The organism is Streptomyces sp. NPDC018263 (assembly GCF_055562575.1).
Map to the genome: position 1 here is coordinate 664,451 of NZ_JBVHFA010000001.1, position 15,316 is coordinate 679,766.

A 15,316-nucleotide genomic window follows, 5' to 3' on the forward strand; every position below is an offset into this window, starting at 1 on the left:
CCGAATCCTTGTCTTCGACCGGCCCCCGGCGCTCTCGCGGCACCGGGGGCTCCGTCGTGTCGGGCCGAGTGTCGGGCGGGAGGGCGGACGGAGGGTCAGGCGGTGGCCGAGCGGTACTTGCGGACCGCCAGGGTGCGGAAGACCACGATGATGAGTATCGAGTAGATCAGCGAGGCCCACACCGGGTGCTGCATGGGCCAGGCGGTGGACGTGGACGCGCCGGGGTTGGCGAACAGCACCCGGGCCGCCTCGACCGTGGCGCTGAACGGGTTCCAGTCCGCGATGTGCCGCAGCCAGGGGGTCATGTTGCCGGTGTCCACGAACGCGTTGGACAGGAAGGTCACCGGGAACAGCCAGACCAGCCCGCCGGAGGTCGCCGCCTCCGGGGTGCGGACGGAGAGCCCGATGAGGGCGCCGATCCAGGTGAACGCGTAGCCGAGCAGGAGCAGCAGGCCGAAGGCGGCGAGCACCCTGAGGGCGTTGGTGTCGCCGTCGGACCCCACCCGCCAGCCGACCAGGAGGGCGACCGCGGCCAGGACCAGCAGAGTGAGCGCGGTCTGCACCAGGTCGGCCAGGGTGCGCCCGGTCAGTACCGCGCCCCGCGCCATGGGCAGCGAGCGGAAGCGGTCCACCAGGCCCTTGTGCATGTCGTCGGCGATGCCCGCGCCGGCGCCCGCGGTGGCGAAGGTGACGGTCTGGGCGAAGATCCCGGCCATCAGGAAGTTGGTGTACGCGGTGGCGCTGGTGCTGCCGCCGATCTTCATCGAGCCGCCGAAGACGTAGGTGAACAGCACCACGAACATGATCGGCTGGATCAGCCCGAAGATGACCACCTCGGGAATCCGGACCATGCGGATGAGGTTCCGCTGCGCCACGATCAGTGAGTCGCGGACGGCTCTGCTGAAGGCGTTGGCGGGCGCCACGGCCCGCGCGCTCTCGCTGACGGCACTCACTTCACGGCCCCCTCGGTGTCGGTGGTGTCCTCGGCGGCGCCCGCCCGGGCCTCGGCGGTGTGTCCGGTCAGGGACAGGAACACGTCGTCGAGGGTGGGGCGGCGCAGCGCGATGTCGTCCATCTCGATGCCCCGGCTGTCCAGCTCCCGGATGACCTCGGCCAGCAGCTTGGCGCCGCCGGTGACGGGGACGGTGAGCTTGCGGGTGTGCTGCTCGATGGTGGTCTCGCCCTTGCCGAGGGCGCGGAGCACCTCGGCGGCGCCCGCGATCCGGTCCCGCTCGTGCACCACGACCTCGACGCGCTCGCCGCCGGTGCGGGCCTTGAGCTGGTCGGAGGTGCCCTGGGCGATGACCCGGCCGTGGTCGACCACGGCGATGTCGTGGGCGAGGTGGTCGGCCTCCTCCAGGTACTGCGTGGTGAGCAGCAGGGTGGTGCCGCCGGAGACGAGCTGCTGGATGACCTCCCAGAGCTGCTGCCGGTTGCGCGGGTCGAGTCCGGTCGTCGGCTCGTCCATGAACATCACCGGCGGCGAGACCACGAGCGCGGCGGCGAGGTCGAGCCTGCGGCGCATACCGCCGGAGTAGGTCTTGGCGGGGCGGTCGGCGGCGTCGGCGAGGTGGAACTGCTCCAGCAGCTCGTCCGCCCGCTCCTTCGCCGCCTTGCCGCGCATCTGGTAGAGCCGGCCGACCATCTGGAGGTTCTCCCGGCCGGTCAGATACTCGTCGACCGCCGCGAACTGGCCGGAGAGGCCGATGGAGCGGCGGACGGTGTCGGGATGCTTGAGCACGTCCACGCCCGCGACGACCGCCCGGCCGCTGTCGGGGCGCAGCAGGGTGGTCAGACAGCGGACGGTCGTCGTCTTGCCCGCGCCGTTCGGCCCGAGCAGGCCCAGGACCGTCCCCTCGGGCACGTCGAGGTCGACGCCGTCCAATGCTCTTACGTCCCCGAAGGTCTTCACCAGACCCTCGGCATGGATCGCGCCCGGCATGATCTCTCCCCGTCGTCGGTGGTGCACGGCAACTGGCACACGGACCCGGCACCCCCGGCGAGCGAGCGGTGGTCAGATCCCCCACGTCACACACCGTAACGCGATGTATCGCGTCTCTCAACGGGTTTCCGGATTCCTTCCCCGAACGAGTGAACGGCCCCTCGGCCGCCCCCGCCCCGGCCCGCCCGGCACCGCTCAGTCGATGATCACGTAGCCCGACTCCCGCAGCGCGGCGGTGACTTCGGTGCGATGGGTGGGGCCCTGGGTCTCCAGGTGGAGTTCGACCTCCGCCTCGCTGAGACCGAGGCGCGGGTCGGTGCGGATGTGGCTGACGTCGAGCACGTTGGCGTCGGCCGCCGAGAGGACGCCGAGCAGGGTGGCGAGGGCACCGGGGCGGTCGGTGAGCCGCAGCCGGACCGCGAGGTAGCGCCCCTGCGCTGCCATGCCGTGCCGCAGCACCCGCTGCATCAGCACCGGGTCGACATTGCCGCCGGACAGCACCGAGACCACCGGCCCGGAGAAGCCGCCGGGGTCGGCCAGCAGCGCGGCGACCGGGCTGGCGCCCGCCGGTTCCACCACCAGCTTGGCCCGCTCCAGGCACAGCAGCAGCGCGGCCGAGAGCTGGTCCTCGCTGACCGTGCGCACCTCGTCGACCAGCTCCTCGACGAGCCCGAACGGCACGGGACCGGGCGTGCCGACCTTGATCCCGTCGGCCATGGTCGCGGGGTCCGCCACGGTCACCGGGTGCCCGGCGGCCAGCGAGGGCGGGTAGGCGGCGGCGCCCTCGGCCTGCACGCCGATGATCCGCACATCGGGCCGTACCGACTTCACCGCCACCGCGATCCCGGCCGCGAGCCCGCCGCCGCCCATGCCGACGACGATCGTGCCGACCTCCGGGCACTGCTCCAGGATCTCCAGCCCGACCGTGCCCTGGCCCGCGATGATGTCGGGGTGGTCGAAGGGGTGGATGAACACCGCGCCCGTCCTGGCCGCGTACTCCTCGGCCGCCGCGAGCGCCTCGTCCACGACCTGGCCGTGCAGGCGCACCTCGGCGCCGTACTCGCGCGTGGCGCTGACCTTGGGGAGCGGGGCACCGTGTGGCATGAACACGGTGGAGTGCACGCCCAGCAGGGAGGAGGCGAGCGCGACGCCCTGGGCGTGGTTGCCGGCGCTCGCGGCGACCACTCCGGCGGCCCGCTCCTCCGGCAGCAGCCCGGCGATGCGCACATAGGCGCCGCGGAGTTTGAACGATCCGGTCCGCTGAAGGTTCTCGCACTTCAGGTGCACCGGCGCGCCCACCGTGCGGGAGAGGTGCCTGCTGCTCTCCAGGGCGGTCGTGCGGGCCACCCCCGAGAGCATCTTCTGTGCTCCGCGCACGTCGTCGAGGGTCACGGAGCGCAAGGGGTGGGCCGTGCGGTAGCTCATGTCCCAAGTCTCGCAGTTCGCGCCCGTGCACGGCGTCGGCGCGGGACCCGAGGACCGGTTTCCCCAGCGCCCGTACGGACCGCCGCCGGGCCGCGTACCCTGTCCCCCAACCCAGCAGCCCCTTCATGAAGCGAGCCTCCGGCCATGCCCACAACACCTGATATGTCGATGGACATGACAACCGTCGGTGACAGCGGTCTGCTCGACACGCTCCAGCACGAGGTGGCGGTGTTCGCGCGCCGCGCCGAACAGACGCGGCTCGGCGGGGTCGGGCAGGTGCGCAACTCCATGGACCGCGCCGCCTATCTGCTGCTCAACCGCCTCGACAACGAGGGCCCGATGGGCGTCAAGGCGCTCGCCGCGAGCATGGGCATCGACTCCTCCACGGTGACCCGGCAGGTGGCCCCGCTGGTGGACGCGGGCCTGGTCAAGCGCACCTCGCACCCCGAGGACGGGCGCGCGGTGGTGCTCCAGCTCTCCCCGCGCGGGGGCACGCGACTGGCGGAAGTACGGGCCTCCAGACGCCAGTTGATGGCCGAGCTGACCGAGGAGTGGACGCCGGCCGAGCGCGAGAGCTTCTGCGATCTGCTCAGCCGTTTCAACACCGCGCTGTCCGCGCGCATGACCGTCCAGCCGCAGCCGCCCGCCGGCTCCTGATGCGGTCCCGTCGCGGCTCTTGACCCCTGGGCCGCTCCGGGCCTCATATGAGACCGGGTCTCGCGTGTCCGGGTCCCACGGGTTCTTCTCGCGCCGCAGGGTGCGCTGGGGGGAGGCGGGGTGCGCGATCGGCGGGGCGTGCGGGACGCCCGCAGGGCACAGGAGTTCGGAGGGTTCGTCGCGGGCGCGGCGGGCCGGCTGCTGCACACGGCCACGCTGCTCACCGCCGAGCCGCCGGACGCCAACCCGCGCGCGCGGCGCCTGCTGATCCGGGCGCTCGCCCACACCTACGCCCACTGGGACCACCCGCCCGGTGAGGACCCCTACGACCGCGCCCGAGGGCACCTGGCGACCCACTACGCGCACACGGCCTGGCACCGCTCCCCCGCGCACGGCCCGCTCGCCGCGCTGAGTCCGCGCGAACGGCTGATCCTGGTGCTGCGCCTGTACGAGGGGCTGGCCGACGAACAGACGGCGGCCTTGCTGGGACTGCCGGTCGACCGGGTGCGCGCTCTCTGCGACCGGGCGACGGCCACGGTGCTGCATCCCCCGCCCGGAGCCCTCCCGCGCGCGGGAGGCACCCTCGTGAGACGGCTCCAGCCGTGATCCGGCCCGAGCGCGAGGCCGCGGTCCGGCGGCTGATGGAGGCGGTGCCGGTGGGCGTGCCGCCCGAGCTGCCCGGCGACGCGGTACGCCGGGGGGCCAGGCTGCTGCGGGTACGGCGGGCCGGGCGGCGGCTGCTGTGGCTGGTGCTGTGCGCGGCGGCGGCCGCCTTCCTCACCTGGGCCGCGCTGACCAGGCCGTGGGCGGAGCCGCCGTCGCTGACGACCCCGCCCGTGTCCGGCTGGTAGGCCGGGCTGTCCTGCCCGCTTCTCGGGCGTGCCTACTTGTCGAGCGCCTGCTTGAGGTCCTCGATCAGGTCGTCCGCGTTCTCGATGCCGACGGAGAGGCGGACCAGGTCGGAGGGGACCTCCAGCAGCGAACCGGCGACGGAGGCGTGCGTCATCCGGCCGGGGTGCTCGATCAGGGACTCGACGCCGCCCAGGGACTCGCCGAGGGTGAAGATCCGGGTGCGGTCGCACACCGCGACGGCCGCCTCCTCGCCGTCGGTGACCCGGAAGGAGATCATGCCGCCGAACGCCCGCATCTGCTTGGCGGCGACCTCGTGGCCGGGGTGCTCGGGCAGGCCCGGGTAGAGCACGCTGCTCACGCGCGGGTGCCGGGACAGCATGTCGGCGACCTTGGTGGCGTTCTCGCTGTGCCGGTCCATACGCACCGCGAGGGTCTTGGTGCCGCGCAGCACCAGCCAGGAGTCGAACGGCCCGGCGACGCCGCCCATCGAGTTCTGGTGGAAGCCGATCTCCTCGCCCAGCTCCTCGTCGGCGACGATCAGCGCACCGCCGACCACGTCGGAGTGGCCGCCCATGTACTTGGTCAGCGAGTGCACGACGACGTCGGCACCGAGCGCCAGCGGCTGCTGGAGGTAGGGGGTGGCGAAGGTGTTGTCGACGACCAGCTTCGCCCCGCCGGCGTGCGCGATCTGGGCCACGGCGGCGATGTCCGTGATGCCGAGCAGCGGGTTGGAGGGGGTCTCCACCCAGACGGCCTTGGTGCGCGGGGTCATCGCGGCGCGCACGGCGGCCGGGTCGCTGGTGTCGGCGACGGACCACTCGACGCCCCAGCGGGCCGCGACCTTGGCGAAGAGCCGGAAGGTGCCGCCGTAGGCGTCGTTCGGGATGACCACGTGGTCGCCGGGGCTGAGCAGCGTACGCAGCAGGGTGTCCTCGGCGGCGAGGCCGGAGGCGAACGCGAAGCCGCGCCGGCCGCCCTCCAGCGCCGCGAGGTTCTCCTCCAGCGCCGTCCTTGTCGGGTTGGCGCTGCGGCTGTACTCGTAGCCGCCGCGCAGTCCGCCCACGCCGTCCTGCTTGTAGGTCGAGACCTGGTAGATGGGCGGGACGACCGCGCCGGTGAGGGGATCGGCGGTGTTGCCCGCGTGGATCGCCACAGTCTCGAAGTGCTCGCTGATGTGCCTGTCGCTCATGTGCACCGAGCGTAGTGCGCTCGCGGGGATGATGGCGGACACCTGGCACAGGCGCGGACCGGGGGCGGGAGCCGACGGCGGGGCCGGCCGGGGTTTTCCACAGGCCGGCGGCGGGGTTGGCCAAGTGTCGGCGGTATCTGGTTCGCTTGACGCATGGCGACTCTCTGGCTGCTCCTGGCGCTGGCCCTGCTGGCCTTCGCGCTGCTCCCGCTGATCCGGCGCGGACGCGGCGGGATCGAGCGTGTCCATCCGGGCCACCCGGACGCCGCCGACCCCGAGCGGTACGGCTTCGTGCGCCAGGAGGAGCTGGACGTGCGGATGCCGGGCCCGGACCAGGATCTGCTGGACGTGCTGGACGTGGTCGCCCGCACCGGTGACTACCGTGCCGCGGCCCAGCTCCTCGCGGGCACGGAGGCGGAGGGCGAGACGCGCTGGCAGCGGGTGCAGGCGTTCGCCGGCGCGGCCTCGCTGGAGTTGCGCGAGCGGCCGGGCGGTATACATCAGACGCCGGGCGGCCAGTGGCTGCGGGTGTGGCGGGCCGAGCAGCCGGGGGACGCGGGCGGCGCGGCGGTGCACGCCGAGTTCCTGGCGCAGCAGGCGTGGCGGACCTCGGTGCCGGGCACGGACGACTTCCGGATCATCATGGAGGAGGCGCGCGACGCCTGTGAGCGGGCCGCGTCGGCCGCCCCCGGCGATCCGGTGCCGCATCTGGTGATGCTGTCCGTGGCGCGCGGACTCGGCTGGTCCCGGCCGGAGTTCGACGAGCTGTGGGCGAAGATCCTCGGCCTCGCCCCGCACCACATGGGCGCCCACCTCGCCGCGCTGCACTACACCTGCGAGAAGTGGCACGGCTCGCGCGAGGAGGCGTACGCCTTCGCCGAGGCCGCCGCCGCCCGCGCGCCCAAGGGGTCGCTGCTGGCCGCGCTGCCGCTGTTCGCGGTCTTCGAGCACCTCCCCGAGGTGAACCTGGTCGCCGGGTTCTACCGCAGCGAGGTCGTGGTCCGGGCGATACACGGCGCGCTGCACGCGGTGCACTCCGCCCGGCCCGACGACCCGATGCTGGCGCATGTGCGGCACCTGCTGGTGTTCTTCCTGGTGCGGGCCGAGCGCTGGGCGGAGGCCATGGACCAACTGGTGCACGTGGACGGCCATGTGGGCGCCCTGCCCTGGAGCCTCTCCGAGGACCCGGCCGAGGAGTTCGCCGTCTACCGGGCCCTGGCGGTCGCGGGCTACGAGGCCAACGGCGGCAACCCGGCGACCCTGCCGGGCTGACCCCCGGACCCGAAGAAGCCGCCCGAGGAACCCGAGGAATCGGTATTGCCCCGCTGACCTGCGGTAGGGCATACTCCGCTTGCCCTGGGCTCTGCCCCTGCTTTGCCCGGGCCCGAGTCCCCCCACACTCAGGCGGCGGCACCGTACGGCGGTGTGCGCCTCGTTCGTCTTGCTCCGGCTCGCCCGGTTTCCTGTGGGGGGATCTTTTCCGATGGGCGCAACTCTGCGCGCGCTGCGCGCCCTCGTCCTGCTGTCCGGCTTCTATCTGATCAGCCTCGTCCTGCTGGCAGCGCTCGCCGGGGTCGACGTCGCCCTGTTCCACTGGGGGCTGCACGGCCTCGCGGCCCTCAAGCTCGTCATCGTCACGGTGCTGCTCGCCGTCCCCGTCGTACGCGGACTGTTCATGCTGCGCATCCCCGCGGCCGAGGACCCGGCCGCCGTGGAGGTCGGCGAGGGCGACGAGCCCCGGCTGTGGGCGCTGGTGCGCGAGGTGGCCGAGGCGAGCGGCACCCACGCCCCCGCCCGCATCCTGCTCACCCCGGACGTGAACGCCTCCGTGCGCGAGGACGCCAAGCTGCTCGGCCTGCGCCCCGGCCCGCGCACCCTCACCCTCGGCGTACCGCTGCTGACCGGGCTGAGCGAGGCCCAACTGCGGGCCGTCCTCGGCCACGAGTACGGGCACTTCACGGCGGGCGACACCCGGCTGTCCGCGATCGTGGTGCGCGGCCGGGCCCAGATCGGCCGGGTCGTCGAGCAGTTCCACGCGACCGCCGACGGCAAGGTGGCCGACGAGCGCGAACGCCAGGAGCGGACCGCCGCCAAGCGGATCGCCAAGGGCAAGAAGGCCCGTGAGGTGGACACCCGGCACACCGGCGCGCTCTACCGGGGCATGGCGCGGCTCTACACCTGGTACGCGAGGCTCTATCTGCGCGCCTCGCTGAGCACCGCGCGCGGCCAGGAGTTCGCCGCCGACCTGGCCGCCGCCCGGCTCGCCGGACGTGACGCCACCGCCTCCGCGCTGCGCGAGATCCCGGTCCTCTCGGCCGCCCACGGCTTCTACCTCGACTCGTACGCGACCCTCGGCCTGCCCGCCCGGACGCTGCCGCCGCGCGGTCAGTTCTTCGGCGGCTTCGGCCGGATGCTGACGGCCCGCGCGGCGGACCTGGAAGAGCTGCGCGCCGGGCTGCCCGAGGAGCCGGAGTCCCGGTACGACTCGCATCCGCCGATGGCCGAGCGGGTGTGCCGTATCGAGGCACTGCCCGCCGACGGACGCGGCACCGAGGGCGACGGCCCCGCGCTGGCACTGCTCACCGACCCCGAGCGCACCCAGACGGCGCTGGAGGAGGCCGTGCTGACCGCCGAGGCGCTGGGCTTCCGGCGCACCGCCGACTGGCCGGAGCTGCTGAACGCCGCCATGGCCGAGGGCGTCACCACCGCGCGGACCCCGCTGCACCGCGCGCTGACCGCGTACACCGGGCGCCCCGCGACCCTCACCGACGTGCTCGACGCCATCGACGAGGGCCGGCTGTGGCGGGTGGCCGAGCGGCTGCCGCTGTCCGAGGAGGCGGCCGCGGCGAAGGGGCGGGCGTTCCGCCAGTTCGTGCGCCCGGCGCTGCGCGGTTCGCTGCGCACGATGGTGCTGGCCGAGTTCAGCGCGCGTTCGCTGCTGAGCTGGGAGTTCTCCTGGTCCCGCCCGGCGGCCGTACGGCTGCCCGGCACGGCAGACGGCACCGGGGCGAGCCCCGAGGACACGCTGGACGCGGCCCTGGACGCGGCTCTGGCCGACGTGCCCGACACCGCCCCGCTGCGCGCCCTGCTCCCGCCGACGGTCGTCCAGCCCGCCTGAGCGGCCGACCCCGCACACCCCCGATCCGAACGGACCCCGCCCGCAATGACCGTCCTGCTCTGGATACTCGCCGCCCTGGCACTCCCCTTCGTGCTCTTCGCGGCCTGGCTGGCCAAGGTGTTCCTGAAGGAGTTCTTCTCCGGGAACGCGGAGGCCGCCATCGAGGCCGAGGAGGCCGCCGCGACCGCCGCCGGGAAGGCCGCCGCCTCGGCCGCGCTCGGCCTGCTGCCCGCCGAGCGGCAGAACACCGGCTCGGCCGGTCCGCTCACCCCCGAGACCGCCGCCGCGCTCGCCGCCGTCCGGGGCGGCGACTGGCGCCCCGCCGCCGATCTGATGGCCGCCGTCGGCCGGGACTGGGAAAACCGGTCCCTGCTCACGTTCCGGCTGGCCGACAAGGCGGCCGACGACGACGCCTGGCTGCTGGCCTGGGAGACCGAGCGCCCCGAGGACCCGGACGCGGCCGTGGTCCGGGCCCGCAGCGCGGTGATCCTGGCCTGGCGGGTGCGGGGCGGACAGCGGGCGCAGCACACCACGCGCGAGCAGTTCGAGGGGTTCCACCGCACGCTGGTCGAGGCCCGCGAGGAAGTCGCGCGGGCGGCGGCGCTGAACCCGGACGACCCGACGCCGTACATCGCGGAGATCTGGCTGGCCCTCGGCCTCGGTTACCCGAACGCCAGGATGGACGACCTGTGGACCGAGATCACGGCCCGCGCCCCGCACCACTACGAGGCACACTTCTCGGCCCTGCAGTACTGGTGCGCCAAGTGGCGCGGCTCAGAGCGGCTGGCGACCGAGTTCGCCGAGCGGGCCGCCGCCGGGGCGCCCGCCGGGAGCCTGCTGACGGCACTCCCGCTGATCGCGCACTTCGAGCACGACGAATCCGACGACACCGCCGCCGACAACACCCCGGAGATGGTGGCGCGGGTGGAGGCGGCCCTGAAGGACGCGGCCGCCGCCGACCCGGCGCACCCGCGCCTGCCGGAGCTGCGCCACCTGCTCGCCTACTACCTGCACCTCCAGGGCCGCAACGAGGCCGCGGTGGAGCACTTCCGGCTGGTCGACGGCCATGTGGACGCGCTGCCGTGGCGGTACCGGAACGACAAGGCGGCGTACTTCTGCCAGGTCCGCGACACCGCAGTGCAGGAGGCCGGAGCGGCCGCCTGAACCGGAATGCCGGAGGCGTGCGCGTCGTTGTACGCAGTGCCCGTCCGCACCGAGACCGACCAGGGAGACCCCATGCTGTTCGGCCGCACACCGCAGCTCCCCACCCCCGAGCAGGCGCTCGCGGGCCGGGACGTGCCCGCCTTCGAGGTCCCCGCCCGGCACACCGTCCTCGGCAACCCGCTCGACGGCCCCTACCCCGAGGGCCTTGAGATCGCCGATTTCGGGCTGGGCTGCTTCTGGGGCGCGGAGCGCAAGTTCTGGCAGCTCCCCGCGGGGATCTACACCACGCTGGTGGGCTACCAGGGCGGCTACACCGAGAACCCCACCTACGAGGAAGCCTGCTCGGGCCTGACCGGCCACACCGAGGCGGTCCGCGTGGTCTACGACCCGAAGGTCATCTCGTACGAGCAGTTGCTCAAGACCTTCTGGGAGTCCCACGACCCGACGCAGGGCTTCCGCCAGGGCAACGACGTGGGCACCCAGTACCGCTCCGCGATCTACACCCACACCCCCGAGCAGGCGGCCGCCGCCGAGGCGTCCCGTGCCGCGTACCAGAAGGTGCTCACCGGCTCGGGGCACGGCACGATCACCACGGAGATCCTCCCGGCCGAGGGCCGGCCCTTCTACCCGGCCGAGCCCTACCACCAGCAGTACCTGGACAAGAACCCCGCCGGGTACTGCGGCATCGGCGGCACGGGCGTCTCCTGCCCGATCGGCGTCGCGCCCGCGCAGGGCTGATCACGCACAGGAACGGGCCGCCCGGCCGGAGCCGGGCGGCCCTTCCTCGTGCCCGACGCGGCAGAGCGTCAGGGCGTCATGGCGTCAGGCACGGGAGGGTCAGATCGTCGCCGTGTCGATCACGAACCGGTACCGCACGTCGCTGGCGGTCACCCGCTCGTACGCGTCGTTGATCTCGCCCGCGCCGATCAGCTCGATCTCGGCGCCCACCCCGTGCTCCGCGCAGAAGTCCAACATCTCCTGGGTCTCGGCGATGCCGCCGATGCCGGAGCTGGAGATGCTGCGGCGCTGGCCGAACACCGACTGGAGGGTGATCTGCACCGGCTCCTCGGGCAGGCCCACGTTGACCAGGGTGCCGTCGGTGCGCAGCAGGGACACGTACTCGGCGAAGTCGAGCGGGGCCGAGACGGTGTTCAGGATGACGTCGAAGGTGCCCGCCAGCTCCTCGAAGGTCTTCGGGTCGCTGGTGGCGTAGTAGTGGTCGGCGCCGAGCCGCAGCCCGTCGTCCTTCTTGCGCAGGGACTGCGAGAGCACGGTGACCTCGGCGCCCAGCGCGTGAGCGATCTTCACGCCGACGTGCCCGAGCCCGCCGAGGCCGACCACGGCGACCTTCTTGCCGGGGCCCACGCCCCAGTGCTTGAGCGGGGAGTACGTGGTGATGCCCGCGCACAGCAGCGGCGCGGCCACGTCCAGCTCCAGCCCGTCGGGGATGCGGACGACGAAGTCCTCGTTCACGACGACGTTCTCGGAGTAGCCGCCGTAGGTGGGCTCGCCCTGCTTGTCGGTGTCGTTGTAGGTGAAGGTGGGGCCGCCGCCGGTGCAGTACTGCTCCAGTCCGGCCTTGCAGTTGTCGCACTCGCGGCAGGAGTCGACCATGCAGCCGACGCCCACCCGGTCGCCCACCGAGAACTTGGTGACCTCGGGGCCGACCTCGGTGACCACACCGGCGATCTCGTGGCCGGGGACCATCGGGAAGATGCCCTCGCTCCAGCCGTCGCGGGCCTGGTGGATGTCGGAGTGGCAGATCCCCGCGAACTTGATGTCGATCAGGACGTCATGGGCGCCGACCGGCCGCCGCTCGATCGTGGTCCGCTCCAGGGGGGCCTTCGGGGCGGGCGCGGCGTACGCAGCAACAGTGGTCATGCCGGGGTTCTCCTAAGCTTCGCCATGGCCCGGACACGGTCTCGACCGGGCGCACTCTCCCAGGGTGCCCCCGTCGCCCGCTCCCACCCAGGTCACAGCTTTGCGTACGACCACTGTGCCTACCACTGCCGGGGACAGGCTCCGGGGCGTACGATCCGTCGCCGCCCTCGATACTGGAAGGCATGGACGAACAGCCGGAGGCGGCCGCGAGCCGCCCGCTGGACCGGCGGGCCGAGCTGAGCGAGTTCCTGCGCAGCCGCCGGGCCCGGCTCAAGCCGGAGGACGTGGGCCTGCCCGAGTTCGGCAGGCGCCGCCGGGTGCCGGGGCTGCGCCGGGAGGAGCTGGCGCAGTTGGCCGGGGTCTCGGTGGCGTACTACACGCGGCTGGAGCAGGGCAACGGGCGCAATGTGTCGGCGGAGGTGCTGGACTCCATCGCCCGCGCCCTGCGCCTGACCGACGCCGAGCACGCGCACCTGACCCACCTGGCCAAGCCGGCCCCGCACAAGAAGCGCCCCCCGGCCCGCCGGCCGCAGGTGCGGACCGCGCTCCAGCACCTGCTGGCCTCGATGGACGCGGTCCCGGCGTACATCACGGGGCGCCGCACGGAGATCCTGGCCTGGAACCGGATGGCGACCGCGCTGTTCGGCGACTGGGGCGGGCTGGCGCCCGAGGACCGCACCTGGGCCCGGCTGGTGTTCCTCTGCCCGGAGTACCGCGAGCTGTTCATCGACTGGGAGCAGAAGGCGATCGACATCGTCTGCGGGCTGCGCATGGACGCCGGACGCTTCCCGGACGACGCCCGGCTGGCCGCGCTGGTCGGCGAACTCTCCGTCAAGAGCGAGGAGTTCCGCCGCCTGTGGGCCACGCACGACGTGAAGGAGCAGTTCTACGGCGTGAAGCGGCTGCGGCATCCGCTGGTCGGTGAACTCGCCCTGGGCTTCGAGGGGTTGCGGGTGACCGGCGACGCGGACCTCAACCTGATCGTCTACCACGCCGAACCGGACTCCGCCTCGGCCGAGTCGCTGCGCCTGCTGGCCAGTTGGGGCGCGGCGGCGGTGCCGACGCTCTGAGACGGAAAAGCGAGTGCCGCCCCTCACCAGGAGGGGCGGCACTCGCGCGCTCAGGGGTTTTGGCGGGGGATCAGACGGCCGAACCGGCCTTCCACTGCGCCCAGTCCATGTTCCAGCCGTTCAGGCCGTTGTCCGGGGCGACGGTCTTGTCACCGGTGTTCTTGATGACCACCACGTCACCGACGAGGGAGTGGTTGAACACCCAGGCGGCCGGGGTGTTCGGGTCCTTGGCGCCCTTGGTGTCGGAGAGGCCCACACAGCCGTGGCTGGTGTTCTCGTTGCCGAAGATGGACTTCGCGCCCCAGTAGTTGCCGTGCAGGAAGGTGCCGGAGCCGGTGAGGCGGATGGCGTGCGGCACGTCCTTGATGTCGTACTCGCCCTTGCCGTCGTCGTCGGTGAAGCCGACGGTCGCGCCGTTCATCCGGGTCTGCTCGAACTTCTCGGACATGACCATGGTGCCGGCGTAGGTCTTGTTCTCCGGGGAGCCGGCGGAGATCGGGATCTGCTTGACGACCTTGCCGTCCTGCGTGACCTTCATCTGCTTGGTCTTGGCGTCGATGTAGGAGACCTGGTTGCGGCCGATGCGGAAGGTGACCGTCTTCTGCTGGACGCCGTAGACGCCGTCGGCGCCCTCGACACCGTCGAGGGCCAGCTTCAGCGTGACGGTGGAGCCGGCCTTCCAGTACGTCTCCGGGCGGAAGTCGATCCGGTTGGCGTTGAACCAGTGGCCGACGACCTCCTGGCCGCTGGAGGAGGAGACGGTGATCCCCTTCTGCACGGCGGCCTTGTTCGTGATCGCCTTGTCGAAGTTGATCGACACGGGCATGCCCACCCCGACGGTGCTGCCGTTGTCCGGGGTGAAGTTGCCTATGAAGCTGTTGGACGGGGAGACCGTCGTGAAGGACGCGTTCTCGTGGGCCACGCGGCCCTCGGAGTCCTTGGCCTCGGCGGCGAGCTTGTAGGTGGTCGACCGCTCGAGCTGGGTGGTCGGCTTCCAGCTCAGCTTGTCGGCGGAGAGCGCGCCCTCGACCGGCTTGCCGTCCGCGGTGGTCATGCTCACGCCGGTCAGGGTGCCCTTGGCGACCTTGACCGCGGCCGAGTTGTTGATGGAGGCGTTGTTCGAGCCGTCCTTCGGCGTGATCGTGATCTGAGCCTCGGAGGACTTCTGCGCCGCCGCCTCGTCGGCCTTCGCCTGCGAGCTCTCACCGCCGTCGGACGCGCTGGCGTCACCGCCGCCGGAACAGCCCGTGAGCACGAGCACACCACCGAGCAGTGCGGACGCGACCGTCAGGCCCTTGCGCCGCTTACTGTCCGTCATCACACGCTTCTCCATCGTTGCCGAATCCGCCAGAACCCCGAGAATCCCCGTTGAACTCTCTCAACGTCACGGCCGCGCCTTCCCGTTCCCCGGACCGGGGTTCTGTGGGGAACACCACGTGCCGCCCTGGGGGAGGGTGGTGCGCGGGCCTCCGTGCGCCACTTGTGAGACGAGAAAACCCGGACGGCGGTTGCCGTCCGGGTCATCCGTGCCCCGAATCCCGCGGCCGATGCCGCCGGGCCGCCTACCGCTCGTTCCGGCCGTCCGCGTCGTCGGCCGTTTCGTCGTCGTCCTCATCATCCTCGCCGAGGTCCCACTCGGGCGAATCCGCGTCGTAGTCGGAGTGCTCGCTGGACCAGGACGCCTGCGCGAGTTCCACGCCGGGCACCTCGCTGACCAGGTCGAACGGATCGACGAGATAGGCCAGCGCCTCGGCGGTGTCTTCTGTCACAGCACCCTCGGCATGGGTCCGCTCCGCGTCCGGCAGCTCCGGATCGGCGGCGATGCGGCGCAGCGCGGCCTTGGTCAGCTCGTCGTCGTCGAGCACCTCGAGGACCAGCTCGACTCGAAGGCGTACAAAACGTGATGTCTCTTCAGCGTCCATACCCGGAGCCTAGAACCGAAACCTGTCGTGACTTTCCTGTGACCCGCGATTTTCACTAACATCGCTCCACACGGCCAATTCGCCAGCGTCACAAGG

Annotated in this window: 15 protein-coding genes; 8 read left to right on the top strand and 7 right to left on the bottom strand. The window is 72.3% G+C overall.

The features are described 5' to 3' along the window. Positions 1–95 precede the first annotated feature (95 nt). The 3 genes from ACZ3HQ_RS03050 to ilvA all read right to left on the bottom strand — a co-directional run bounded on the left by ACZ3HQ_RS03050 (position 96) and on the right by ilvA (position 3,367). On the bottom strand, positions 96–953 hold the full coding sequence (locus ACZ3HQ_RS03050) for an ABC transporter permease (RefSeq protein WP_467507453.1): 858 nt from the start codon (positions 951–953) through the stop codon (positions 96–98). Further along, on the bottom strand, positions 950–1,942 hold the full coding sequence (locus ACZ3HQ_RS03055; protein ID WP_467507455.1) for an ATP-binding cassette domain-containing protein: 993 nt from the start codon (positions 1,940–1,942) through the stop codon (positions 950–952). Before ACZ3HQ_RS03055 ends, ACZ3HQ_RS03050 begins: the two co-directional genes overlap by 4 nt. Positions 1,943–2,137: 195 nt before the next feature. Continuing rightward, on the bottom strand, positions 2,138–3,367 hold the full coding sequence (gene ilvA, locus ACZ3HQ_RS03060; protein ID WP_467507457.1) for a threonine ammonia-lyase: 1,230 nt from the start codon (positions 3,365–3,367) through the stop codon (positions 2,138–2,140). Between the two features lie 162 nt (positions 3,368–3,529). Between ilvA and ACZ3HQ_RS03065 the strand changes: the two genes are divergently transcribed. From ACZ3HQ_RS03065 to ACZ3HQ_RS03075, 3 genes are all read left to right on the top strand, one after another. Then, complete coding sequence (locus ACZ3HQ_RS03065; protein WP_202448534.1) at positions 3,530–4,024, top strand: MarR family winged helix-turn-helix transcriptional regulator; 495 nt, start codon at positions 3,530–3,532, stop codon at positions 4,022–4,024. Positions 4,025–4,144: 120 nt separating this feature from the next. Continuing rightward, positions 4,145–4,630: a sigma factor-like helix-turn-helix DNA-binding protein gene (locus ACZ3HQ_RS03070; protein WP_467507459.1), complete on the top strand. Its 486-nt coding sequence runs from the start codon at positions 4,145–4,147 to the stop codon at positions 4,628–4,630. Continuing rightward, positions 4,627–4,875, top strand: a complete 249-nt coding sequence (locus ACZ3HQ_RS03075; protein ID WP_467507462.1) for a hypothetical protein — start codon at positions 4,627–4,629, stop codon at positions 4,873–4,875. The genes ACZ3HQ_RS03070 and ACZ3HQ_RS03075 overlap by 4 nt, the downstream gene beginning before the upstream one ends. Positions 4,876–4,907: 32 nt before the next feature. Here the strand turns inward: ACZ3HQ_RS03075 and ACZ3HQ_RS03080 are convergent, their stop codons facing one another. Further along, positions 4,908–6,065 (bottom strand): cystathionine gamma-synthase, encoded by a 1,158-nt coding sequence (locus ACZ3HQ_RS03080; protein ID WP_467507464.1) that lies wholly within the window; start codon positions 6,063–6,065, stop codon positions 4,908–4,910. Between the two features lie 153 nt (positions 6,066–6,218). Between ACZ3HQ_RS03080 and ACZ3HQ_RS03085 the strand changes: the two genes are divergently transcribed. The 4 genes from ACZ3HQ_RS03085 to msrA all read left to right on the top strand — a co-directional run bounded on the left by ACZ3HQ_RS03085 (position 6,219) and on the right by msrA (position 11,085). Beyond that, entirely contained in the window at positions 6,219–7,337 is a 1,119-nt protein-coding gene (locus ACZ3HQ_RS03085; protein WP_467507466.1) for a hypothetical protein, read from the top strand. 211 nt (positions 7,338–7,548) lie between these two features. Further along, positions 7,549–9,183 carry a M48 family metallopeptidase gene (locus tag ACZ3HQ_RS03090; RefSeq protein ID WP_467507468.1) on the top strand — a complete coding sequence of 545 codons (1,635 nt, stop codon included), beginning with the start codon at positions 7,549–7,551 and terminating at the stop codon, positions 9,181–9,183. A 45-nt stretch (positions 9,184–9,228) separates the two neighbouring features. Continuing rightward, entirely contained in the window at positions 9,229–10,347 is a 1,119-nt protein-coding gene (locus ACZ3HQ_RS03095; RefSeq protein WP_467507470.1) for a hypothetical protein, read from the top strand. A 72-nt stretch (positions 10,348–10,419) separates the two neighbouring features. Continuing rightward, positions 10,420–11,085, top strand: coding sequence for a peptide-methionine (S)-S-oxide reductase MsrA (msrA, locus tag ACZ3HQ_RS03100; RefSeq protein WP_467507978.1), 666 nt, complete (start codon positions 10,420–10,422; stop codon positions 11,083–11,085). Positions 11,086–11,184: 99 nt separating this feature from the next. Here the strand turns inward: msrA and ACZ3HQ_RS03105 are convergent, their stop codons facing one another. Then, positions 11,185–12,228, bottom strand: coding sequence for an NAD(P)-dependent alcohol dehydrogenase (locus ACZ3HQ_RS03105; protein ID WP_467507472.1), 1,044 nt, complete (start codon positions 12,226–12,228; stop codon positions 11,185–11,187). Positions 12,229–12,410: 182 nt separating this feature from the next. On the opposite strand from ACZ3HQ_RS03105, the gene ACZ3HQ_RS03110 reads away from it, so the two are divergent. Beyond that, on the top strand, positions 12,411–13,298 hold the full coding sequence (locus tag ACZ3HQ_RS03110) for a helix-turn-helix domain-containing protein (RefSeq protein ID WP_467507474.1): 888 nt from the start codon (positions 12,411–12,413) through the stop codon (positions 13,296–13,298). 70 nt (positions 13,299–13,368) lie between these two features. Here the strand turns inward: ACZ3HQ_RS03110 and ACZ3HQ_RS03115 are convergent, their stop codons facing one another. Next, entirely contained in the window at positions 13,369–14,631 is a 1,263-nt protein-coding gene (locus ACZ3HQ_RS03115) for a L,D-transpeptidase (RefSeq protein WP_467507476.1), read from the bottom strand. Between the two features lie 229 nt (positions 14,632–14,860). Beyond that, complete coding sequence (locus ACZ3HQ_RS03120; protein WP_467507478.1) at positions 14,861–15,220, bottom strand: hypothetical protein; 360 nt, start codon at positions 15,218–15,220, stop codon at positions 14,861–14,863. Between the last annotated feature and the right edge of the window lie 96 nt (positions 15,221–15,316).

Coding starts and splice junctions, on each gene's coding strand:
- ACZ3HQ_RS03055 (WP_467507455.1), bottom strand. CDS start 1,942: ATGCCGGGCGCGATCCATGCCGAGGGTCTGGTGAAGACCTTCGGGGAC.
- ilvA (WP_467507457.1), bottom strand. CDS start 3,367: ATGAGCTACCGCACGGCCCACCCCTTGCGCTCCGTGACCCTCGACGAC.
- ACZ3HQ_RS03065 (WP_202448534.1), top strand. CDS start 3,530: ATGTCGATGGACATGACAACCGTCGGTGACAGCGGTCTGCTCGACACG.
- ACZ3HQ_RS03080 (WP_467507464.1), bottom strand. CDS start 6,065: ATGAGCGACAGGCACATCAGCGAGCACTTCGAGACTGTGGCGATCCAC.
- ACZ3HQ_RS03085 (WP_467507466.1), top strand. CDS start 6,219: ATGGCGACTCTCTGGCTGCTCCTGGCGCTGGCCCTGCTGGCCTTCGCG.
- ACZ3HQ_RS03090 (WP_467507468.1), top strand. CDS start 7,549: ATGGGCGCAACTCTGCGCGCGCTGCGCGCCCTCGTCCTGCTGTCCGGC.
- ACZ3HQ_RS03095 (WP_467507470.1), top strand. CDS start 9,229: ATGACCGTCCTGCTCTGGATACTCGCCGCCCTGGCACTCCCCTTCGTG.
- msrA (WP_467507978.1), top strand. CDS start 10,420: ATGCTGTTCGGCCGCACACCGCAGCTCCCCACCCCCGAGCAGGCGCTC.
- ACZ3HQ_RS03105 (WP_467507472.1), bottom strand. CDS start 12,228: ATGACCACTGTTGCTGCGTACGCCGCGCCCGCCCCGAAGGCCCCCCTG.
- ACZ3HQ_RS03110 (WP_467507474.1), top strand. CDS start 12,411: ATGGACGAACAGCCGGAGGCGGCCGCGAGCCGCCCGCTGGACCGGCGG.
- ACZ3HQ_RS03115 (WP_467507476.1), bottom strand. CDS start 14,631: ATGGAGAAGCGTGTGATGACGGACAGTAAGCGGCGCAAGGGCCTGACG.
- ACZ3HQ_RS03120 (WP_467507478.1), bottom strand. CDS start 15,220: ATGGACGCTGAAGAGACATCACGTTTTGTACGCCTTCGAGTCGAGCTG.